Below are 21,273 nucleotides of genomic sequence, written 5' to 3' on the forward strand. Positions count from 1 at the left end.
ATTCCTTTCATGAAATTTCATAAGCTCGGCCGCACCGGCCAGGACGTTTCCGTGATTTGCCTGGGCACCATGACCTGGGGCGAACAGAACAGCGAAGCCGATGGCTTCGCCCAGATGGATTATGCCCTCGAACAGGGCGTCAATTTCTTCGACACCGCCGAAATGTACGCAGTTCCACCGCGCGCGGAGACCGCCGGCTCGACCGAGCGCATCATCGGCAACTGGTTCAAGGCGCGCGGCACGCGCGACAAGGTGATCCTCGCCAGCAAGGTCGCCGGTGCGGGCACCTCGGTCTGGCTGCGAGACGCCAAGGAGCCGACGCGGCTCAATCGCGCCCAGATGACCGAGGCCCTCGACAAGAGCCTCAAGCGCCTCCAGACCGACCGTATCGACCTCTACCAGCTCCACTGGCCCGAGCGTTCGATGCCCTGGGGCTCCAATCCCACGGCCTTCCGCGTCAGCCCGGCCGACGAGACCAGCAGCATTGCCGAGCAGCTCGACGTGCTCGACGGCTTCGTGAAGGCCGGCAAGGTCCGCTGGATCGGCCTCTCCAATGAAAGCGCCTGGGGTGCGATGCGCTTTCTCACCGAAAGCGAGACGCGCGGCCTGGCACACATGCAGTCGATCCAGAACGCCTATTCGCTGGTCAACCGCACCTTCGAAACCGCCCTGGCCGAGATCGCCATGCGCGAGCAGCTCGGCCTGCTCGCCTATTCCGCTCTGGCCCAGGGCTATCTCACCGGCAAATACCGCGACGGCGCCTTGCCGGCCGGTTCGCGCAAGGCCCTGTTCAACCGGCTGCAGCGCTATGAGAAGCCCGGCTCCGACACCGCTTTCAACGCCTATCTCGACCTCGCCCGCGAGCATGGCCTCGATCCGGCCCAGATGGCGCTGGCCTTCGTCAACACCAGGCCCTTCACCACCGCCACCATCATCGGCGCGACCACCATGGCGCAGCTCAAAACCGCCATCGGATCGATCGACATCGCCATTCCGGCCGAGCTCGAGGCGCGTATCGACGCCATTCACCAGCTGCACATGAACCCGGCACCGTGAGGGCGCGGCGGGCCAGCCGCCAGCGCTGGCCCTCCTCGTTTTCCGCAGAAAAAAACAGGCCGCCGAGAGGCCGCGACGCTTTGCGCTTTCCCCTCGGCGGTAAAACTCTCTAGGATTGAATCTCCGACGATAACTATACGGCGTTCGTGCCATGCCGCGTTTGTTTACCGCTCTGGAAGTTCCTCCCATCATCGGCATGAAGTTGTCGACGCTCCGCGGCGGCCTGCCCGGTGCCCGCTGGATCGACGTCGAGAACTATCACATCACCCTGTCCTTCATCGGCGACATCGATGACGGGCTGGCGCGCGATGTCGCCGAAGCCCTCGACGGCATTCGCCGCCCCATTGTCGATATCGTCGTCGACGGGCTGGATGCCTTCGGCGGCAGCAGGCCGAAATCGGTCTATGCCAGGGTGCTGCCCAACCCGGGCCTGATGGAGTTGCAGGCCGTGCAGGAGCGCCTGCTCCGCCGCCTCGGCGTGCCGATCGAGAATCGGCAATATACGCCGCACATCACGCTCGCGCGGCTGCGCAGCGAAGCCACGGCACGCCTCACCGCCGACTGGCTTGCCCTGCGCGGCGGCGGCCGCCTCGGCTTCACCGCCGAGCGCTTCGTGCTCTACTCCTCACGCGATTCGGTGGGCGGCGGCCCCTATATCGTCGAAGAGGCTTATGAACTGCAGCGCCGCGAAGAAGCCGCGTTGCGCTGACGTCGTCCTTGCTGCCCGCGAAGCGGCATCCTCACCGCCACGGCTCAAACGCATCGAAGGAGGCCGGCATGCCCCAAGCGAAACTGAACGAGGACGAGCGTCGATCCGCCTTGGCCGAACTTTCGAACTGGGCATCGACACCAGGTCGGGATGCGATCCGCCGCGTCTTTGTCTTTCGCAATTTCAGCGAAGCTTTCGGCTTCATGGCGCGGGCTGCCCTTACCGCCGAGAAGCTCAACCATCATCCCGAATGGTCGAATGTCTACAAGACCGTCGACGTCACCCTCTCCACCCATGACGTCGACGGGCTGACGGAGCTCGACCTCAAGCTCGCCAGGAGCATGGACAAGATCGCCGCGACGGTGGGGGTGTGAAAAACGACTTAAAGAGATCGCATTGCCCTATCCCTACCTCTCTCGACATCCCTGGACACCGTCTGGAAATAGCTGAAACGCCGCCTTTGTCATGCCCGGGCTTGACCCGGGCATCCATCGGCCCTGTCTGAGTGCCTGGAGGGAATGACTGGATTGCCGCGTCAAGCCCGGCAATGACAAAGGTCGAGCCGATTCAATTCGTTATTTGCCGATTGCTCCTTAGTGCCCCCTCTCACGCCGCCTGCCATTTCTGCGCATATTCGCTACGCAGGGCGACGAACCAGGGCGGCTGAGCCGGCCACCACCAGATCTTCGACAGGGCATCGTCGGGATAGGCGGCGCGGAGGAAATCCCGCAGCTTGGGATCGAGCCGATCGACGGCACCTCGAGCCACGGGATTGGCGGAGAAAGCCGTGGCATAGGCGGCCGACGCTTCCGGTGTCACGATGAAGCGGGCCCATTCATGCGCCTGTTCGGCGTTTCGGGCATTCTTGAGCAGGCCATAGCCCTGCAGCCAGCCGAAGGCGCCCTCCCTGGGCGCCACGAAGCCGACATTGTCGCCAGCCAGCACCTGCGCCGTGGTGTCCCACGTCAATCCCAGCGTGCAGCCTTTGCTGCGGAAAGCCGTGAGCGCATCGTTGTCGCTGCTCCAGAACTGGCCGATCATCGCCTTGCGCCGGGTCGCCTCGGCCAATGCCAGGTCCCAGAGCTGGCGCATGGTCGCCTCGTCCTTGTAGCCGTCGAGCCAGGGTTTCGGCAGTTTGCCCTCGGCTTCCAGCACCCGGCCCATCGCCGCCAGGCCTGTCGAGGGCCTGATTGCGACCTTGCCGCGATATTTGTCATCGAAGAGCGAGGCAAGGGAGGCGGCGCCATAGGTCTGCGCCGCCGCCTGGCGCGCATAGGCCAACGCCTCCGCCCCCCAGACCACCGGCAGGAAATAGCGCCGGCCCTTATGCATGGCCGAACCGGTCAGGAAGGCCTTGTCATAGAGATCGAGACCGACATTGCCGTCGTCCCAGGGCTGCAGCAGGTCCGCCTGCAGCCATTCCGGCAGGCGGTCGAGCGAGGGCTCGACGATGTCGGCGCCCACGCCCTGGGCAGCGATGCGCGCCTGCGCCAGCATGGCCTCCTGGTCGGGCTGCTCGACGAAATTGACGGTGATGCCGGTCTTCTCGGTGAAGCTGCGGAACAGGGCGCTGAAATCATAACCCGACCAGCCCAGATAGGTCAGTTCCCCCGAGGAGGAGAGCGCCTGGCTGACGATGGCCGGCGAAGCCAGCGTGCCCAGGCCGAGTGCCGCCGTGCCACGCAGGAAAGCGCGGCGGGTGGGGTGAAGGAGACGACTCGGCCGGCCGCGCTGCATTTGTCGGCCTACGCCGCGCGCGTCAGCGCCTGGGCCAGGAAAGTGCCGCCAAGCCGCAGGCCCTGGTTGTCGATGCCGTGGCCGAGCCCACGGCTCATATGAGCCTCGACCGGCACGGCCAGGGATTTGAGCCCTTCCTGCGAGAACTGCGATGCGAAGGGAGGAATGACCTGGTCCTGGTCGCCATGGGCCAGCAATACCGGCGGCCTTGCCGTGATCTGAGGCGCCATCACCGCGGGCAGCTGCCCGTCCGGGCAGACGAGCACGCCGGAATAGCCGACGATCGCCCCCATCGCCTTGGGGCGGCGAAGTCCGACATGCAGCGCCATCATGGTGCCCTGGCTGAAACCAACCAGGGCGAGCGCGGCCTCATCCAGCCCTTCGCGCTTGAGCTCCTCGTCCAGGAAGGCATCGAGCACGGGCCGGGCCTTCTCGACGCCGTGCCAACGCTCATTGGGGACCTGGAAGGTCAACGGGAACCACTGACGACCGAAGGGACTTCCGGCGCAGGGCTCGGGCGCGTGGGGCGATACGAAGGCGGTGTCGGGCAGGAGTTCCTGCCAGGCACGGCCGATATCGATCAGATCGTTGCCATCGGCGCCATAACCATGCAGGAACACGACGAGCTGGCGGGCTTTTCCGGATTTGGCAGGCAGGCGGGGCCCGTCGAGTGTCGTCATTCTGCTCTCCTCAAGCAACTCATGGATCCACTGAGCACCCTTGCGTGACGAAAATACGTCGCACCGTCTACTCCAAGGCAACGCCTGCTCGGTTCTTCATCTTGGCGTAATAGGCAAAGAGCAGACGGGCGGCAACACTGCGCCAGGGGCGCCAGGCTTCGGCAATGCGGGCAAGCTCTGCGGCATCCGGGCGTTTTTCGAGGTCGAGCAGCATGCGCGCCGCTTCCTGCAGGGCAAGATCGCCCGAGGCGAAGGCATCGCCGTGGCCGAGGCAGAACATCAGATAGATGTCGGCCGTCCAGGGACCGATGCCCTTGACCCTGGTCAGTTCGAGGCGGGCCGCATCGGCGCTGAGCACCGCGAGGGCATCGAGATCGAGCCCCTCCAGCATTGCCTGGCCGACAGCCCTGAGGGTGCGGATCTTGGGCATGGACAGGCCACCGGCCCGAAAATCTGCCTCGGGGGCGCTGACCAGTCTTTGCGCCGTGAAAGGATCGAACACCGCCTTGGTGCGCGCCCAGATCGCCCGGGCGCTGGCGACGGAGACCTGCTGGGACACGATGATCCAGGCCAGTCCCTCCAGACCGCCCTCGTTGCGGCGCAAGGGCGGCTCACCGCACAGGTCATGGATGGCGGCCAGCCTGGGATCGAGCGCGCGCAAGGCCTCGACTCCGGCGAGGATTTCAGTGCGCGAACGGATGATCACGGTCATGCCCGTGTGTTACACCACAGGCGTGACAAATCAATCGATCCGCCCCCTCCTGCGCTTCGCTCCCAGTCCGACCGGCCATCTCCATCTCGGTCATGCGCTTTCGGCCTTCGAGAACGAACGCTGGGCGAAGGCCGCCGGCGGGCGCCTGCTATTGCGCATCGAGGATATCGATACCACCCGCTGCCGCCCGGAATTCGTCGCTGCCCTGCTGGAAGATCTCGCCTGGCTGGGCCTTCCGTTCGAACCCTCGCCGCGGCGCCAATCCGAACATTTCGATGACTATCGCCAGGCCCTCGACAGCCTTGCCGGCATGGGGCTGCTCTACCGCTCCTATGCGTCGCGGGCAGAGATTGCCGCGGCCATCGACCGGCCGGGTCATCCCCGCGACCCGGACGGCACCCCGCTCTATCCCCGCGCCGCGCTCGCCCGCGCCGACGATCCTGCCGGACGCGATCCGGCCGAACCCTTTGCCCTCAGGCTCGACATGACGGCAGCCCTGGCCAAGGCCGGGCCTCTGGCGCCTGCCCTGTCCTGGCAGGAGCAGGCAGCGCCCCGAGGCGCGGGCTCCGAGGCGATTCCTGCCGCTCCGGAACGCTGGGGCGACGTCGTGCTGGCACGCAAGGAGTTTCCGGCGAGCTATCATCTGGCCGTGGTGGTCGACGATGCCCTGCAGGGCATCACGCATGTCGTGCGCGGCCGGGACCTCTACCAGGCCACCGGCCTGCACCGCCTGCTGCAGGCCCTGCTCGGCCTGCCCGAGCCGATCTACCACCATCACGGCCTGCTTCTCGGCCCCGACGGCGAGAAACTGTCGAAGTCCGCCCGTTCCACCAGCCTGCGGGCTCTCAGGGCGGATGGAGTGACACCGGCAGACATCAAGGGGATGGCGGTGATGGGGTGAGGGGCAGAACCAAGCCTACCCAGTTTCTATCCTCACGTCTGCCTGACTACTTCTTCCACCGCCAGCCATCCGCCCTCGACGCGCACCACCCTGATGCGCGCACCGGCGCCTGCGTCAGCTCCCCTGATCTGCCACACCGTGTCGCCAACCCGGATCCGCCCCTCGCCGTTGACGATCGGCTCGGCCAGGGTGAAACTCTGGCCGACGAGTGCATCGGCCCGGCGATTGAGAAAGGGCTGTTCCTTGTCGGATGCATCGGCCCGGCGGGCGAAATGCCGGCCGATCCAGGCGAAGACCACGCCGAGAGCTGCGAACAGCAGCAGGGCCAGCGGCCAGCTCAATGGCAGGAAGAGGCTGATCACACCGACAGCTGCGGCGGCGAGACCGAGCCAGATCATGAAGGCTCCGGGCAGGAACACCTCCAGGCCGATCAGCACGGCGGCCAGCACGAACCATCCCCAGACATTGATGGACGCAAGTTCGGTCATGGACGGCTCCGTCTCAATCCTGGCCGGTACGCGGCACGCCAGAGCGCTTGGCCGGCAAGGCTGCGTCCCCGAAGGTGGCCTTGGCGATCTCGCCGATACCGGCGAGCGAACCGATCAAGGCCGTCGCCTCCATCGGCAGTACCATCACTTTCTGGTTCGGTGCCGTCGCCATCGCCTGCATGGCCTTCACATATTTGTCGGCGATGAAGTAGTTGAGCGCGGCGACGTTGCCGTGTGACAGGGCCTCGGAGACCACCTGCGTCGCCGCGGCTTCGGCCTGGGCCGCGCGCTCGCGCGCCTCGGCATCACGGAAGGCGGCTTCCTTGCGCCCCTCGGCCTCCAGCACCTGGGCCTGCTTGCGGCCATCGGCCCGCAGGATCTCCGCGCGCTGCTGGCCCTCGGCCTCGAGGATGACGGCCCGCTTCTCCCGCTCGGCCTTCATCTGGCGTCCCATCGAGGCGATCAGGTCGGCCGGCGGCACGATATCCTTGATCTCGATGCGGGTGACCTTGATGCCCCAGCTGGTCGCCGCCGCATCGACCACGGTCAGGAGGCGATTGTTGATCTCGTCGCGATGGGAAAGCAGCTGGTCGAGATCCATCGAGCCCATCACGGTGCGGATATTGGTCATCAGCAGGTTGAGGATCGCGCTGTTGAGATTGGCGACCTCGTAGGCAGCCCTGGCGGCATCGATCACCTGGAAGAAGGCGACGCCGTCCACCGCCACCGAAGCGTTGTCGCGGGTGATGATTTCCTGGGTCGGGACATCCAGCACCTGTTCCATCATGTTCATGCGCACACCGATGCGATGGAAAATCGGTGGCACGATGTTGAGGCCGGGCTGGATGGTATAGGCGTAACGGCGAAAACGCTCGACCGTGTAGTTATATCCTTGCGGTACGGTCTTCACCATCTTCATCAGGAAGAACAGCAGGACAATGGCCAAGACGATGACGGCTGTCGTTGCGGTGAGCGGAATATCGGGCATGGCGTTTTCCAGGTCGGACCAGATCTCATCATGTCTAACGATGACCACGAGTGCTGCAAAGCGCTCTCGCGAACTCGTGCAACCGGAAGATGCGAAAACGCACGAGCGCCGCCATCCGCAATGCCATTGCACTTGCTTCAGTGCGTGATATTAGGATGTATCGAACGAAACGTTCGGCAAATCGAACAAACTTGTCGAGCGACCTTGGGCGACGGGGGAAATGCAGACGCATGTCGGAAGGTGAGCAGCTGCGGGCGAGCTTCCCGGAACTGGCCCGCAAGCAGGCAGACCAGCCCGATGACAGCCTGCTCGTCGATTTCGGCCCGGAACGGCCGCTTCGCCTCGACAGCGGCATCGATTTCGCGCCGCTGCGCATCGCCTATACCACGGCGGGCACGCTCAATTCAGCCAGATCCAACGCCGTGCTCGTCTGCCACGCGCTCACCGGCGACCAGCATGTCGCCAGCATCCACCCGGTGACCGGGCGTGCCGGCTGGTGGGACACCCTGGTCGGGCCGGGCAAGCCGATCGACACCGAGCGTTTCTTCGTGATCTGCCCCAATGTGATCGGCAGTTGCATGGGCTCCTCCGGCCCGGCCTCGACCAATCCGGCAACCGGCCAGCCCTATGGCCTCGACTTTCCGGTGGTGACCATCGCCGATATGGTGCGGGCACAGGCCATGCTGCTCGACCATCTCGGCATCGAGAGCCTGTTCGCCGTGCTTGGCGGCTCGATGGGCGGCATGCTGGTGCTGCAATGGGCAGTCGCCTATCCCGACCGCGTCTTCTCGGCGTTGTGCATCGCCAGCGCCGCCCGTCATACCGCCCAGAACATCGCCTTCAACGAGGTCGGCCGGCAGGCGATCATGGCCGATCCCGATTGGCGCGGCGGCCATTATCTCGAGGCAGGCACCCGCCCGGCCAAGGGCCTCGGTGTCGCCCGCATGGCGGCCCACATCACCTATCTCTCCGAGGACGCGCTGCAGCGCAAATTCGGCCGCAACCTGCAGGACCGCGCGGCGCGGACCTTCACCTTCGACGCCGATTTTCAGATCGAGAGCTATCTGCGCTATCAGGGCTTGAGTTTCGTCGAGCGCTTCGACGCCAATTCCTATCTCTATGTCACCCGCGCGATGGATTATTTCGACCTCGCGGCCGAGCATGACGGATCCCTCGCCTCAGCCTTCAAGGGCACGCATACCCGCTTCTGCGTGGCATCCTTCACCTCCGACTGGCTCTTCCCCACCAGCGCCTCGCGCCAGATCATGCATGCGCTCAACGCCGCCGGCGCGCGCGTCTCCTTCGTCGAGATCGAGACCGACAAGGGCCACGATGCCTTCCTGCTCGACATTCCCGAGTTGTTCGACATGGTTCGCGGCTTCGTCGGCGCCGCCGCCCGCGAGCGAGGCGTGGCATGAACAGGTTCCGCCCGCGCGACACCAGGACGATGACGGCTCAGCGCAGCGCCACGGCCGCACCGGGCAGCCGCCTCGATTTCCTGCAGATCCGCGACATGGTGATCCCCGGTGCCCGCGTGCTCGACGTCGGCTGCGGCGACGGCGAGTTGCTGTCCCTGCTGGAGGCGACGCGCGGCGTCGATGGCCGCGGCATCGAGATCAGCCAGCTCGGTGTCAACGCCGCCGTCGGGCGCGGCCTGGCCGTGATCCAGGGCGATGCCGATTCCGACCTCTCCGACTATCCCGACGACAGCTTCGACTATGTGATCCTGTCGCAGACCCTGCAGGCGACCCGCAATCCGCGCCAGGTGGTGGAAGACATGCTGCGCATCGGCCGGCGCGCCATCGTCTCCTTCCCGAATTTCGGGCATTGGCGCATCCGCAGCCAGATCATGTTCCGCGGCCGCATGCCCGTGACCGACAACCTGCCCTATGCCTGGTACGACACGCCCAACATCCATTTCTGCTCGATCCGGGACTTCGTGGAGATGGCGCGCGGCCTCGATGCGGTGATCGAACGGGCCGAGGCGCTGACGCTGTCGGGCCAGCCGGTCCAGGTCAGGGCGCCCTGGTGGTTCTGGAACCTGTTCGGCGAGCAGGCGGTATTCCTGCTGCGAAGGCGCTGAGAGGTTGACTTCGCTGACGCCGTAGGCATCGTCGTGCCGCCCCTCACCGCACCTCTCCCCGTAAGAACGGGGCGAGGAAGCGTAAGCGTTGCGATCGATCCTCGGACCTCTCATCTCGCCCGTCGGTTGGGCGAGATAGTTTGCCGTCAATATGAAACGCACCGCCGAAGTCCCCTCGCCCCGTTCTTACGGGGAGAGGTAAGGTGAGGGGCAGCGCAACCTGGACGAAGAATCGAGTAAGCGGCAGCGCAGGCTCACGCCCCGTCGGCAACCCGCCCGGCCGCCGGGCTCGGCAGCAGCACCGGCGTGAATTTCGGCGACACCGCCCGCTTGGCGCGCACGGTGATCGGCCTGAACACCTGCTTGGAGGCCTCCACGATGTGCACGCCGGCAAAGGGCGATGCAAAACGAGCCGCGAAGCGCTCATAAGCAGGCGCGGAACGCAGCGCCCAGCCATGGAACATTGGCGGCAGATAGAGGGCTTCCGTCCAGTTCACTGGCGAGAACAGCGCATCGCGCAGCAAGCGGGTCAATTGCGGGCGCGAGAAAGGCCGGCCATTGCCGAAGGGCGTGGCATCGGAGCGGGCCCAGACCCCGCGCCGGTTGGGTGCCACCAGCATCACCGTACCGCCGGGCGCCAGCACCCGCCAGATCTCGCGCAGCGTGTCGAGAGCGGAATCGGCCTCCTCGAGCAGATGGATGGCCAGTACCCGGTCGAGGCAGCCATCCGCCAGGGGCAATTCGGTCTCCTCGACCAGAGCAGCGGCAAGCGGGCCGTTTTCGGGCCATTCCAGCACGCCCTGCGTCGCCGGATTGAAGGAGACGACGCGCTCGGCCTCTTCGCGAAACATGGTGAGATAGGGTGCGGCAAAGCCGATGCCGGCAACGCGCTGGCCGCGAAGGTCGCTCCAGCGCGCCCGGATCTTGGTGGCAATCAGGCGGCCGGCCACGATGCCCAGATTGGTCGAGTAGAAGTCGCGGAGATCGACGACATCGAGCGACATGGCATCAAGGATCCAGACGGTGGCGGCGAGATTGATTTTGCAACAGTTGGAGACTGCCTGTCACCCGAGGTGAGGCCGAAGCCTGGATATGGGCACGACGATCAGCCATCGGATCTCGTCACGCCCAATGAATGAGCCCTCTCCCATGCCGGGAAAGGGCTCACGGATCAATCGATCAAGAAAGATCAGGTCAGTTGGTCGCCGTGGCGCCCTGCTCGCCGCCCAGGCCCAGCCAACGCTTGTAGAAAGGCTGCTCGGTCGGCGGATTGGTGATCGCGGGCGGCAGCTCGGCCATCTGGGCGGCCGGCAGCGCCGTCGCGGCCATCATCGGCTTGCCCGGCGTCAGCGTCTTTGCCTTGCCCTGCTTGGGCTTGGTGTCAGGCACCGTGCCGGTCTGGATCGGGTCGACCTTGATCGCCGTAACCGGGGAAGCCGGCTGCTCGGTCGGCGCGAAGCCCAGCCAGCGTGCATAGAAGGGCTGGCCTTCCGGTGCCGCCGAGGCCACCAGCTGGCTTGCCGGAGCACTGGACGACACAGGCGCCGCGGCCACCGTCATCGCCAGCGGCTTCTGCGGCATCGGAGCCTGGAACTTGCTACCCATCAGCCGGGCATAGACGGCTTCCTGGCGCTTGGCGACAGCCTTCGGGTCGGCCACGCCCTTGATCGGCTTGCGAGCCACGGCGGCTTCCGAATAGAGCAGGCTTTCGGCTGCTGCATAGGTCACGCGATGAGCGGCATTCGCATCCGCTTCCGTTGCCGGAGCACCCGCGTCGTTGAGGGCGACCTCGGTCACGTCGACGCGCGAATAGCTGAAGGGCCGGTCCTTGCCAGGCACCGCCGACTGGTCGACGGCACGCGCGGTAAACACCGGATTGGAACCGCCATCCTGATAGATATAGTTGACGGCCTTGGTGCCGGAGGCAACCAGCGCAGTCACCTTGGCATCGTCGCCGCGCCGCTTCTCGTAGACGGCGGCTGCCACATTCTGGCTGGCGGGAGCGATCCCGCAATCGGTACCGCCATTGCCGTTGAAGACATAGCGGCCCTTGCAGACATCGACCTTGACCGTCTGCTTGGTGACCTCGAAGTTGTCGGTGCCTTCCTTGAGGTTCTGCCAGAAGCCGATATTGGGGTTGCGGCGATTCCGAGCCATGTTCTCGGGCGTCATGCGGAAGGGCAGCGACTGCACCTGGAACGAAGCCTGGCCGCCCTGCAGCGCCTCGCGCGCCACGGCATAGATCTCGGCCACCTGCTTGTCGGTCATGGCGAAGCAGCCGCGCGAAGAGCAGGAGCCGTGCACCATGATGTTGCCGCCAGCCCGGCCGAGCTGGCGATCGAAGCTGTTGGGGTAGCCGATGTCGAAGGACAGGTAATATTGCGAATTCGGATTGAGGCTGCTCATGCTCACCGCATAGAAGCCTTCGGGCACCTGGCGGTCACCCTCGCTCTTCTTCGGACCGAGCTGGCCGGACCAGCGGCAGACCGGATAGCTCTTGAGCAGGGCATAACGTCCGCTCGAGGTCTGCTTCCAGAGCTCGAGCTCGGACTCCTTCTTGTAGATGCGCACCAGGATGGGCGCGGAACGCGCCATGCCCTTGGCCTGCATTTCGGCAATCAGGGCCTGCGGCACCGGACTAGTCGAACGAACACTTGCGCCATTCTGATTGGAACAGGCCGCTGCCAGCAAAAGGACCGGCACGGCCATTGCAATCTTGCGCATCAACTTGAAGTGAGCGGTCATGAACCAGTGAACCCGTGCAAAGTCAGCAATACAGACTAAGGGACATTTACAGTCAACGACCACTCGCCGCAAGTCATGGGCCGATCGTGGTTACGCAACAGCGTGAACGGACTCTTAACGGCACAATGCCTGATTCCACGCCCTGCCGATAGAGGCCTTCCACCGGAAACTGGCCGGGGACCCTATAGACTTCCTCGTGGCTCGACAAGCATCGGCCACGACAAAACCCCGGATCGGACAGGACAGCGGGATGCGACATGGAGTCTTCGCCGCTCCCGGTGCCGATCGATCCATCCTCTATACTGCATGCGGAGCGGCCTGATCCTGAACCTGCTCGCTGTCATGGACCTGTCGCACGCGCTGGCTATCCCTAGCGCAAAGCGCGTTCAGGGGGAACGCGTTCTCCTCAAGCTCTTTGTTTGGACGCGTCCTTGCAAGTACGGCTGCTTGGCCACACCGCAAGACGCTTCGGCGACAAAGTCTGCTCGCATCGCGAAAGGATTGCCATGCGCACGCTCCTCGCCGCTCTTGCGGTCACCACCATGCTGATCGGTCCCAGCCAGGCCGCGGGCATCTATCCGCTCGACCGCGCCACCATCCTGGCCGGCTCGCCCTTCGACTTCAAGGCCGAGTTCGCCGGCACCGTAAAGCCGGAGGATGTGCGCGTCACCGTCAACGGGCAGGACTACAAGGGTGTGTTCGGCAAGGACGTCGAGTTCGTCGCCTCCGAAAAGGGCAAGGACGACAAGGATCTCGGCTCGGCAGTGCTGCTGCGCGGCCTCACCCTCAGCGTGCCCGGCAGCTACAAGGTCGAGGTTTCGGCCGGCGGCCAGAGCCGCAGCGTGACCTGGGACGTCTTCGGCACTGCCGCCACGCCCAAGGCCAAGAACATCATCTTCCTGCTGGGTGACGGCCTGACGGTCGCCAACCGCACCGGCGCCCGCATCATGTCCAAGGGCATGACCGAGGGCAAGGCCAATGGCCGCCTCGCCATGGACGATCTCGACCACATGGCCTTCATCGGCACTTCGTCGACGGATGCCATTGCCACCGACAGCGCCAACACGATGTCGGCCTACATGACCGGTCACAAGACGGCGGTGAACGCTCTCGGCGTCTATGCCGATCGCACGCCCGCCAGCCTGGACGATCCGCGCGTCGAGACCATCGCCGAGGCGCTGCGCCGCACCGGCAAGAAGTCCATCGGCGTGGTCTCCACCGCCGAGATCGAGGACGCCACCCCGGCGGCCGTGGTTTCCCATACCCGCAAGCGCGCCGACAAGGCCGAGATCGTCGGCATGTTCTACGACGTGAAGGCCGAAATCATCCTGGGCGGCGGCTCGGCCTATTTCCTGCCGAAGTCGACCACCGGCTCCAAGCGCAAGGACGACAAGGACTATATCCAGCTCTTCAAGGATGCCGGCTACACGTTGGCCACCGACAAGGACAGCCTCGCTGCCGCCTCCGGCACCAATACCGGCAAGATCCTCGGCCTGTTCCACACGGGCAACATGGATGTGGCACTCGACCGCAACCTGCTCAAGAAGGGTACGGTGGGCAAGTTCCCCAACCAGCCCGGCCTGGTCGACATGACCCAGTCGGCCCTCGACCAGCTTTCCAAGAATCCGGAAGGCTTCTTCCTGATGGTGGAAGCCGCCTCGGTCGACAAGATGTCGCATGCCCAGGACGGCGAGCGCTCGCTCTATGAGACCATCGAATTCGACAAGGCCGTCGGCGTGGCGCGCGAATTCGCCAAGACCCATCCCGATACGCTGATCGTCGTCACCGGCGACCACACCCACTCCATGTCGGTGATCGGCACCATCGACGACAGCAAGCCCGGCACCGACATGCGCGAAAAGGTCGGCATCTATGCCGAGGCCGGCTTCACCAATTACGAGGACAAGAACGGCGACGGCTATCCCGACAAGATCGATCCCAGCAAGCGCCTGGCGGTCGTCTACGGAAACTATCCCGACCACTACGAAACCTTCAGCCCGAAGCTGGACGGCCCCTATGAGCCGGCCATCCAGAACGAGAAGAAGGAATATGTCGCCAATCCCGCCTACAAGGACGTGCCCGGCGCCGTCTTCGTCCAGGGCAACATCCCACGCAACAACGACAGCACCGCCCACGCCGTCGACGACGTCGTGCTGCAGGCTACCGGCCCGGGTGCCGAGGGCTTCAAGGGCTATCTGGAAGAAAGCGACGTCTACCGCGTCCTGGCCGATGCCTTCGCGCTCGGCGCTTCCGGCGCCCAGAAAGCGCAGATGCAGTAAGTAACGACCTTCTCCGGGCGGCACGCCGCCCGGAAGACATCTTTCCTGGGATCGCAGGCGTCTCGCCTGCTCTTGGAACCGGTGACCTTACGGGAAAGAGCAGGCGAGACGCCTGCGATCCCAGGAGCAGAGCTGTCCCCCGCCGGTGTGAGACATATGCCATGACAACCCTGCCCCGCCGCCAGATCCTCACTTTGCTCGGGCTTTCGCCTCTTCTCCTGGCGCCGCCGGCCCTCGCGGCCCCGGCAACGCTCGGCTTCCCCGAACTCTATGGCAAGATCAGCGTGCTGGGCCTGGAGTTCTCGGCCAAGGTCAGGGAACTCGACGGCAAGGACGTGGTGATGAGCGGCTTCATGGCACCGCCCCTCAAGGCGGAAGCCACCTTCTTCGTGCTCACCGAAATCCCGATGTCGATCTGCCCCTTCTGCTCCTCCGACTCGGACTGGCCCGACAATATCGTGGTGATCTATCTCGACGAGAAGCAGACCTTCGTGCAGCCCGGCACAAGGATCGAGGTGTCGGGACGCCTGGAAATGGGGTCCTGGACCGATCAGGAAACCGGCTTTCTCAGCCGGCTGCGCCTGCGCGACGCGCGCTACTGGGTGGTCTGATCCGGTGCTGGCACTCGACCTCGAAGATATCGCCGTCTCCTTCCCTGGCCTCGCCGCCCCGGTGCTGCGCATCGACAGGCTCGCCCTCACGGCAGGCAGCCAGCTTGCCGTGACCGGCCCGTCGGGCTCAGGCAAGAGCACCTTCGTCAACGTCGTCACCGGCCTCGAGCGCGTCGGCCAGGGTCGGATACGCTGGGGCGACACCGATATCGCCAGGCTGCCGGAGGGCGCCAGGGACCGCTGGCGCGGACACAATATCGGCCTGGTCATGCAAGATTTTCATCTTTTTCCCGGTCTATCGGCCCTGGAGAACGTGCTGTTGCCGCTGCGCCTGTCGAGGCGGGCGGGCAAGACCTCGATCGACCGCGGCCGCGCCTTGCTGGAGCGGGTCGGCCTGACCAGGCCGGATCAGGCGATCGATGGCATGTCCCGCGGCGAGATGCAGCGTGTCGCCCTCGCCAGGGCCCTGCTGCGCCGGCCGGCCGTGCTGGTGGCGGACGAGCCGACCGCGAGCCTCGATGCCGAGGCCGGCGCCGTCGTGGGCGACCTCCTCATCGAACTCGCCAGCGCGGAAGGCTCCACGCTCATCGTCGTCTCGCACGACACTACTCTGACGGGGCGACTGGCACGACGGTTGACGCTCGCCGCCGGCCGCATCGCGTCGGACGAGGTAGGAAGGGCACAGGCCGCATGATCCGCTTCATCCTCGCCGATCTGCGCCGCGTCTGGCCCGGAGCGCTGGCCGTGGTGCTGCTGGTGGCGCTGGCCACCGCGCTCGGCGTCGGCGTGGTGCTGCAGGAACGGGCGATGCGCCTCGGCAGTGCCCGTGCGGCCGACAGGTTCGACCTCGTCATCGGCGCCGCCGGCAGCGAGACCCAGCTGGTGCTGTCCTCCGTCTTCCTGCAGCCTTCGCCTTTGCCGCTGATGCCGGTGGAGACGCTGCGCAAACTCGCCTCCGATCCGCGGGTTGCCTGGGTCGCGCCGATCGGCTTCGGCGATTCCTATCAGGGCAAGCCGATCGTCGGCACTACGACAGCCCTGGTGAATGCTCTGTCCGACGGTCTTGCCGAAGGTCGAGCCTTCGCCGCCGAAGGCGAGGCTGTGGTCGGTGCAGCCGCCGGAATTCCGCTCGGCACGCGCATCAAGCCCTCACACGGCATGGCCGAGGAAGGGGGCCACGCCCATACCGAACTCGCCTATACCGTGGTGGGGCGTCTGAAGCCGAGCCATACGGCCTGGGACAAGGCGGTCCTGGTGCCGATCCAGGCCGTCTGGCACCTGCATGGGCTCGGCCATGCCGAAGAAGCGGCGGATCACGATGTCCATTCCGAGCATGAAGGCTCCAAGCCCGACGATGCCGAGCACGGCGAGGCCGGGCATGAAGAGCATGAGCATGAAGGCGCGATCGATGCGGCGGCGCCGCTCGACGAGAGCTTCGCCAAGACCGCAGCAGGAGTCCCGGCCCTTCTGGTCAAGCCCCGCACGATCGCCGATGCCTACAAGCTGCGCCAGGCCTATCGTGGCGAGGGCACGCTCGCCGTCTTCCCGGCCGAGGTGCTGACGCGGCTCTATGCCACGCTCGGCGACGCCCGCACCGTGCTGGTGGCGGTCGCGGCCGGCGCGCAGTTCCTGGTGGCAGCAGCCCTGATCTTCGTGACGGTGATCCATGTCGGCCAGCGCCGCCGCCAGATCGGCGCACTCCGGGCTCTCGGCACGCCGCGCCTGACAGTGCTCGCCATTGTCTGGTCCGAACTCTTCATCCTGCTGGCGCTCGGCATCGGAGCAGGCTTCGCGCTCGGCTATCTCGGTGCCCTGACCATATCGGGCTGGGTGACGAGCTGGAGCGGCATGGTCCTGCCGGTGGCCTTCACGCGGGCCGATCTCGGTCTCGCCGCCCTGTTGGCCGGCTTCGCCGCCCTGCTCGGCCTCGCGCCTGCCCTGCTGGCCTATCGGCAATCGCCGGCAGCGGCGCTGAGGGGGTGAGGCAGGCAGACCGGCTGGGACCGCGGACTTCAGCGACATGCTTGCATGTCGCGATGTCCGCCTCTTGGACACGCCGGAGCCTTGCGGATAGGAAGAGCGGACGAGACCTCCGCGGTCCCAGCCGCAGCGTTTCCCATGCAAACTCGGCCCGAAATCCTACAGGCTGCGGCCAATCATCAGATATTTGTCCTGACGCGCCCGGATCAGGGCTTCACGGGACTGGTTGAAGAGATCGCGCAGCGAATTCTGGATGAAATCGCCGGTTGTCTCGATCGCCTTCTCGGGCGAGCGATGGGCTCCCCCTGTCGGTTCGGGAATGATCGCATCGATCACACCGAACTTCAGGAGGTCCTGCGCCGTGATCTTCATGTTGTTGGCGGCATCCTGCGCCTTGCTGGCCTCGCGCCAGAGGATGGAAGCCGCGCCTTCCGGCGAGATCACCGAATAGATGGAATGCTCCAGCATCAGCACCCGGCTCGCCGCCGCTACCGCGATGGCGCCGCCCGAACCGCCTTCGCCGATCACCACGGCGACGCTGGGCGAACCCAGCCCCAGGCAGGCATCGGTCGAGCGGGCGATCGCCTCGGCCTGGCCGCGCTCCTCGGCATCGATGCCCGGATAGGCGCCGGCCGTGTCGACGAAGGAAATCACCGGCAATTCGAAGCGGTCGGCCATTTCCATCAGTCGCACGGCCTTGCGATAGCCCTCGGGCCGCGCCATGCCGAAATTGTGCCGGATCCGGCTTTCGGTGTCGGAGCCCTTTTCATGGCCGAGGATGCAGACGGACTCGCCGCGGAAGCGTCCGAAACCGCCGATGATGGCCTCGTCATCGCCGAACTTGCGGTCACCGGCAAGCGGCGTGAAATCCTCGATCAGGGCGGCGATATAATCATTGGCATGCGGGCGCTCGGGGTGGCGGGCCACCAGGGTCTTCTGCCAGGGCGTGAGCTGGGCGTAGAGGTCGCGCAGCGCCTGGTTTGCCTTGGCCTCGAGCCGCTGGATCTCGTCCCCGATCGCCACTGCGTCACCCGACTCCCCCATCGCGCGCAGTTCCTCGACTTTGGCCTCGAGCTCGGCCACTGGTTTTTCAAAATCGAGATAGCTGCGCATGGGTGTCCAAATGACGACGAAAGGAGCCGGAAACTGGCGTCTCACGCCAGGGAAGTCAAGGAAGGGTTTCGCATATCTCCCCTTCGCACAGACCGTTCACCGCTTCATGACGAAGCGCTCGGCCCGGCGAAAGGCACTATTTCTGCCGCCTCTGCCGCTGGGCGCGAGCGAGGACAGGCAGCACCATCCGCGTCGGCAGGACCGACAGGATGGCAACCATCAGCCTCGGGATCATGCCCGGCACCACGACGGTGCGACGTCCGAAATAACCGGCGAGTCCGATATGGGCAACATCCTTTGCCGAAAGCGGGCGTGTGATGGCAATGACGCCCGACTTGCCGAACCCTGCCCGGGCGCCGAAGCGGGTCGGTACCGGACCGGGGCAGAGGGCGCAGACGCGGATGCCGCTTTCCCGCTCCTCGAAAGCCAGCGCCCGCGTCAATGACAGCACGAAGGCCTTGCTGGCATAGTAGACGGCAAGGCCCGGCCCCGGCGTGAAGCCGGCGACCGAGGCGACATTGAGCACGCCGCCCTCGTTCTCGCGGATCTCGGGCAGGAAGGCGAGCGTCAGCGCCAGCAAGGCACGGCAATTGAGATCGACCATGCCGACCTGGCCGGATACCGGCAGATCCGCCATGTCGCCCGCCAGGCCGAAGCCGGCATTGTTGACCAGATGCCGCACGCTGAGGGCCTGGTCACGCAACACGGCCTTGACGGCCTCGGCCGCATCGGCGCGTTCGAGATCCAACGCGGCAACCGCCACGAAGCGCCCCGTGGCTGTCGCGATCTCACTCTGGACGCGCAGCAATTCGCTCTGCGTCCGGGCGATCAGCATGAGGTCCTCACCCTGTTCGGCCAGGGCGTGGGCCAATGCTTCGCCGATGCCGCTCGATGCGCCCGTGACCAAGGCGACCGGGCGGCTCACTCGCCAGCTTCCGGCAGAAGCACGTTGTTCCGGGCGGCGGCCTTGCTGCGGATCGTGGTGCGCGCGGCTGACGGGACGTCGAGGGCCTCGGCGACGCGCCAGACGAGATTGTCCTCGAACTCGTGCAGGACGCCATCGGCGAACACGATCTCCCACATCATTTCGACGATGCGCTGGCGTCCGTCGACGTTGTAGGCGCGCTTCACCACGCCGGTGAAATCGTTGAAATCGAGAGCATCGCGATTACGCTCTCCTGCCGCCGCCAGCAGGGCACGGGTCTCGTCCTCATCGAGCGAAAAGCGCTCCTGCAGCAAGGCGGCCACACGTGTTTTCTCGGCCGGACTCTCGACCCCATCCACATTCATGGCATAGACGAGCAGCCCGGCGGCGGCGACGCGATGGTCGGTCTCGTCGAAGACGTAGCGTGGCCTGGCCGGCCCGCCCGGCGCAAAACTGCGTATCAACTTTTGCAAGCGAGCCAACATTGCAACATCCCGCCTCAGAACCACAACCGTGCAGACTGCGCGTTCACGGCTGAACGCGCCTTGCCCCAACTCTTCATCTCGACGCGTCTTTGCGGTTTCCGGCGATTCCGTCAAACGGCAAAGACCGTTTCCTGCGCTGGCTCCAGCCGCGCCCGCCCGGCATTACCCAGGAGGCGATAAATAGAACCTGAGTTCAATATGCGGGGGTCCGGCATGAGTTCAACCCGTCGACAATAAAAAAGCCGGCGACCCCGCAGGATCGCCGGCTGATCAGGTAAAACCGATCGATTTAGCGCCTATTCGCTCGCGGTTTCCGCGCTCGCCTCGGCCGTTTCACTTGCAGCGGCAGCCTTCTTCGAGACACGGCGCTTGCGCGGACGCGGAGCAGCAGCTTCGGCCTCCGCTTCGGCCGCTGCGGGAGCGGCAGTGGGGGTCGCTTCTACCGGCGCGGCAACAGCCTGAACTGGCGCCGGGGCAGCTGCCGGAGCCGCAGAGGCTACCGCCGGCGTGCCGGTGATGAAGGAAGGCAAGGTGGAAAGGGCATGATCGTCATGCAGATCCGGCTGGGGCTGGTCGACCGGAACCACCGGCGCCGGCTGGAACGCGCCGCGTTCGCCCTGCCCGCGCTCGCTGAAGAGCGGCCCGTCGCCGGCATTGGCGCGGTCACGGAAGGGACGATCGCCACGATCGCCGAAACGGCGGTCACGACGGCCATGGCGCTGATTGAAGCGCGGCTCGCCGGCTCCCTCACCTTCGGCCGCCTGGCCGTTGGCCTGCCCGTCGAACTGACGGTCACGCTGGCGCTCCTCGCGGTAGGGCCGGTCCTCGCGGGACTGCCTGTCCTCGCGCGGCTGGCGCTCCTCGCGCGGACCACGCTCGCCGTTGAAACGGTCATTGCGGTCACGGAAGCGGTGCTCACGCTCGCGGTAGGGCTGGCCGCCCTCGCCACGCTCGCCGAAATTGCGGTCACGTCCCGGCTGCACCAGGCGCGGCTGTTCGTCGAAGCCCTGGGAGCCGCCGAACTGATTCGCCGGCGTCCCGAAGCCCTGCGGCATCGAGGGGATCGGGCCCTCGAAATCGGCATCGTCACCATCTTCCTCGTCCTCGGCACCATGGCCGAAGTTCTGGTCGCTGGTGAACTGCGGCTGCGCCGCCGCGATGATGCGGAAATAGTGCTCGGCGTGCTGCAGATAGGACTCGGCCAGGATCGGGTCGCCGGAGGATTGGGCATCGCGCGCCAGCTGAACGTATTTTTCAGCGATATGGGCGGCGGTTCCACGAACCTTCACGTCGGGGCCGTTCGACTCATAGCTCCGGCTCAGCGGGTTCGGACCCTTGCCGCCGCGTGAACGACCACGCATACGCTTTTGCTGTCCCTGCCTCATAGATTGATCTCATTCTCCGCTATAAACATGCGCAATCTCGCGAAGCGACAGCGAACCTTCGTCATGGCCATTGCATCACATCAGTCAATGCACGGGTCAGGAAAACCATAGGTTCCGCCTGCGTCGGGCGCAGCAGCACACTCCGGCAGATCGCCACCTTGGCTCTTGGTACCGGAATAGGCATTTCCATCGTTAGGGCGAACGAGCGCTTCGCTCGATGTTCGACTGAAAGTGCATCTGCACTAGAGCCGGCTCGTACTATCGACGCCAGCCCCGAACGATTTGTGTATCTCTAGATAGTCGCTCGCGCGGCAAAGTCCAAGCCCTTTTTAAAAGGCCCAAATCTTTTTTCAAAAAAATCTTGGCGCTTTTTACAGGAAATATGCCGTCCAATCG

At 65.3% G+C, this 21,273-nt stretch carries 21 protein-coding genes; 10 read left to right on the top strand and 11 right to left on the bottom strand.

Annotated features, from left to right (window positions below; translation table 11 throughout):
* Window positions 1-9: 9 nt before the first annotated feature.
* The 3 genes from QM672_RS20210 (at window position 10) to QM672_RS20220 (ending at window position 2,139) form a co-directional block, all read left to right on the top strand.
* Complete coding sequence (locus QM672_RS20210) at window positions 10-1,056, top strand: aldo/keto reductase (protein WP_311937699.1); 1,047 nt, start codon at window positions 10-12, stop codon at window positions 1,054-1,056.
* Window positions 1,057-1,207: 151 nt separating this feature from the next.
* Window positions 1,208-1,765: an RNA 2',3'-cyclic phosphodiesterase gene (gene thpR / locus QM672_RS20215; RefSeq protein WP_367626128.1), complete on the top strand. Its 558-nt coding sequence runs from the start codon at window positions 1,208-1,210 to the stop codon at window positions 1,763-1,765.
* 68 nt (window positions 1,766-1,833) lie between these two features.
* Window positions 1,834-2,139: a 4a-hydroxytetrahydrobiopterin dehydratase gene (locus tag QM672_RS20220; RefSeq protein ID WP_311937704.1), complete on the top strand. Its 306-nt coding sequence runs from the start codon at window positions 1,834-1,836 to the stop codon at window positions 2,137-2,139.
* A 232-nt stretch (window positions 2,140-2,371) separates the two neighbouring features.
* Here the strand turns inward: QM672_RS20220 and QM672_RS20225 are convergent, their stop codons facing one another.
* From QM672_RS20225 to QM672_RS20235, 3 genes are all read right to left on the bottom strand, one after another.
* Window positions 2,372-3,502 carry an extracellular solute-binding protein gene (locus QM672_RS20225; protein WP_415084709.1) on the bottom strand — a complete coding sequence of 377 codons (1,131 nt, stop codon included), beginning with the start codon at window positions 3,500-3,502 and terminating at the stop codon, window positions 2,372-2,374.
* An 8-nt stretch (window positions 3,503-3,510) separates the two neighbouring features.
* Entirely contained in the window at window positions 3,511-4,182 is a 672-nt protein-coding gene (locus tag QM672_RS20230) for an alpha/beta hydrolase (RefSeq protein WP_415084711.1), read from the bottom strand.
* Between the two features lie 67 nt (window positions 4,183-4,249).
* Complete coding sequence (locus tag QM672_RS20235) at window positions 4,250-4,894, bottom strand: DNA-3-methyladenine glycosylase family protein (RefSeq protein WP_367626124.1); 645 nt, start codon at window positions 4,892-4,894, stop codon at window positions 4,250-4,252.
* Between QM672_RS20235 and gluQRS the strand changes: the two genes are divergently transcribed.
* Window positions 4,893-5,795 (top strand): tRNA glutamyl-Q(34) synthetase GluQRS, encoded by a 903-nt coding sequence (gluQRS, locus tag QM672_RS20240; RefSeq protein ID WP_367626123.1) that lies wholly within the window; start codon window positions 4,893-4,895, stop codon window positions 5,793-5,795. The genes QM672_RS20235 and gluQRS overlap by 2 nt on opposite strands.
* 32 nt (window positions 5,796-5,827) lie before the next feature.
* Here gluQRS and QM672_RS20245 read toward each other — a convergent pair whose 3' ends face one another.
* Both QM672_RS20245 and QM672_RS20250 read right to left on the bottom strand, forming a co-directional pair.
* Window positions 5,828-6,283, bottom strand: coding sequence for an NfeD family protein (locus QM672_RS20245; RefSeq protein ID WP_068284166.1), 456 nt, complete (start codon window positions 6,281-6,283; stop codon window positions 5,828-5,830).
* A gap of 13 nt (window positions 6,284-6,296) precedes the next feature.
* Complete coding sequence (locus QM672_RS20250; RefSeq protein ID WP_068284168.1) at window positions 6,297-7,271, bottom strand: SPFH domain-containing protein; 975 nt, start codon at window positions 7,269-7,271, stop codon at window positions 6,297-6,299.
* Window positions 7,272-7,501: 230 nt separating this feature from the next.
* Between QM672_RS20250 and metX the strand changes: the two genes are divergently transcribed.
* Window positions 7,502-8,689, top strand: a complete 1,188-nt coding sequence (gene metX / locus QM672_RS20255; RefSeq protein ID WP_367626122.1) for a homoserine O-acetyltransferase MetX — start codon at window positions 7,502-7,504, stop codon at window positions 8,687-8,689.
* Entirely contained in the window at window positions 8,686-9,354 is a 669-nt protein-coding gene (gene metW / locus QM672_RS20260) for a methionine biosynthesis protein MetW (protein ID WP_376717685.1), read from the top strand. Before metX ends, metW begins: the two co-directional genes overlap by 4 nt.
* 254 nt (window positions 9,355-9,608) lie before the next feature.
* Here metW and QM672_RS20265 read toward each other — a convergent pair whose 3' ends face one another.
* Both QM672_RS20265 and QM672_RS20270 read right to left on the bottom strand, forming a co-directional pair.
* A complete protein-coding gene (locus QM672_RS20265; RefSeq protein WP_311937718.1) occupies window positions 9,609-10,358 on the bottom strand; it encodes a methyltransferase domain-containing protein in 750 nt (249 codons plus the stop codon).
* 190 nt (window positions 10,359-10,548) lie between these two features.
* The gene (locus QM672_RS20270) at window positions 10,549-12,099 is read right to left on the bottom strand and encodes a L,D-transpeptidase family protein (RefSeq protein WP_415084715.1); all 1,551 of its coding nucleotides are present in this window, start codon (window positions 12,097-12,099) and stop codon (window positions 10,549-10,551) included.
* A gap of 506 nt (window positions 12,100-12,605) precedes the next feature.
* Between QM672_RS20270 and QM672_RS20275 the strand changes: the two genes are divergently transcribed.
* The 4 genes from QM672_RS20275 to QM672_RS20290 all read left to right on the top strand — a co-directional run bounded on the left by QM672_RS20275 (window position 12,606) and on the right by QM672_RS20290 (window position 16,972).
* Window positions 12,606-14,378 carry an alkaline phosphatase gene (locus tag QM672_RS20275; protein WP_415084717.1) on the top strand — a complete coding sequence of 591 codons (1,773 nt, stop codon included), beginning with the start codon at window positions 12,606-12,608 and terminating at the stop codon, window positions 14,376-14,378.
* 161 nt (window positions 14,379-14,539) lie between these two features.
* Window positions 14,540-14,989: a hypothetical protein gene (locus tag QM672_RS20280; RefSeq protein ID WP_415084719.1), complete on the top strand. Its 450-nt coding sequence runs from the start codon at window positions 14,540-14,542 to the stop codon at window positions 14,987-14,989.
* 4 nt (window positions 14,990-14,993) lie between these two features.
* Window positions 14,994-15,683, top strand: a complete 690-nt coding sequence (locus QM672_RS20285) for an ABC transporter ATP-binding protein (protein WP_415084721.1) — start codon at window positions 14,994-14,996, stop codon at window positions 15,681-15,683.
* A complete protein-coding gene (locus tag QM672_RS20290; RefSeq protein WP_311937727.1) occupies window positions 15,680-16,972 on the top strand; it encodes an ABC transporter permease in 1,293 nt (430 codons plus the stop codon). The genes QM672_RS20285 and QM672_RS20290 overlap by 4 nt, the downstream gene beginning before the upstream one ends.
* Before the next feature lie 156 nt (window positions 16,973-17,128).
* On the opposite strand, the gene QM672_RS20295 is transcribed toward QM672_RS20290, so the two are convergent.
* The 4 genes from QM672_RS20295 to QM672_RS20310 form a co-directional block, all read right to left on the bottom strand.
* Window positions 17,129-18,082: an acetyl-CoA carboxylase carboxyltransferase subunit alpha gene (locus QM672_RS20295; RefSeq protein ID WP_367626116.1), complete on the bottom strand. Its 954-nt coding sequence runs from the start codon at window positions 18,080-18,082 to the stop codon at window positions 17,129-17,131.
* A 136-nt stretch (window positions 18,083-18,218) separates the two neighbouring features.
* Entirely contained in the window at window positions 18,219-19,007 is a 789-nt protein-coding gene (locus QM672_RS20300) for an SDR family NAD(P)-dependent oxidoreductase (protein ID WP_415084724.1), read from the bottom strand.
* Window positions 19,004-19,492: a TerB family tellurite resistance protein gene (locus tag QM672_RS20305; RefSeq protein WP_311937733.1), complete on the bottom strand. Its 489-nt coding sequence runs from the start codon at window positions 19,490-19,492 to the stop codon at window positions 19,004-19,006. Before QM672_RS20305 ends, QM672_RS20300 begins: the two co-directional genes overlap by 4 nt.
* Window positions 19,493-19,788: 296 nt before the next feature.
* On the bottom strand, window positions 19,789-20,853 hold the full coding sequence (locus tag QM672_RS20310) for a DUF4167 domain-containing protein (protein WP_311937735.1): 1,065 nt from the start codon (window positions 20,851-20,853) through the stop codon (window positions 19,789-19,791).
* Window positions 20,854-21,273 lie beyond the last annotated feature (420 nt).

The sequence above is a fragment of the Labrys sp. (in: a-proteobacteria) genome (assembly GCF_047605565.1).
Lineage (GTDB): Bacteria > Pseudomonadota > Alphaproteobacteria > Rhizobiales > Labraceae > Labrys > Labrys neptuniae.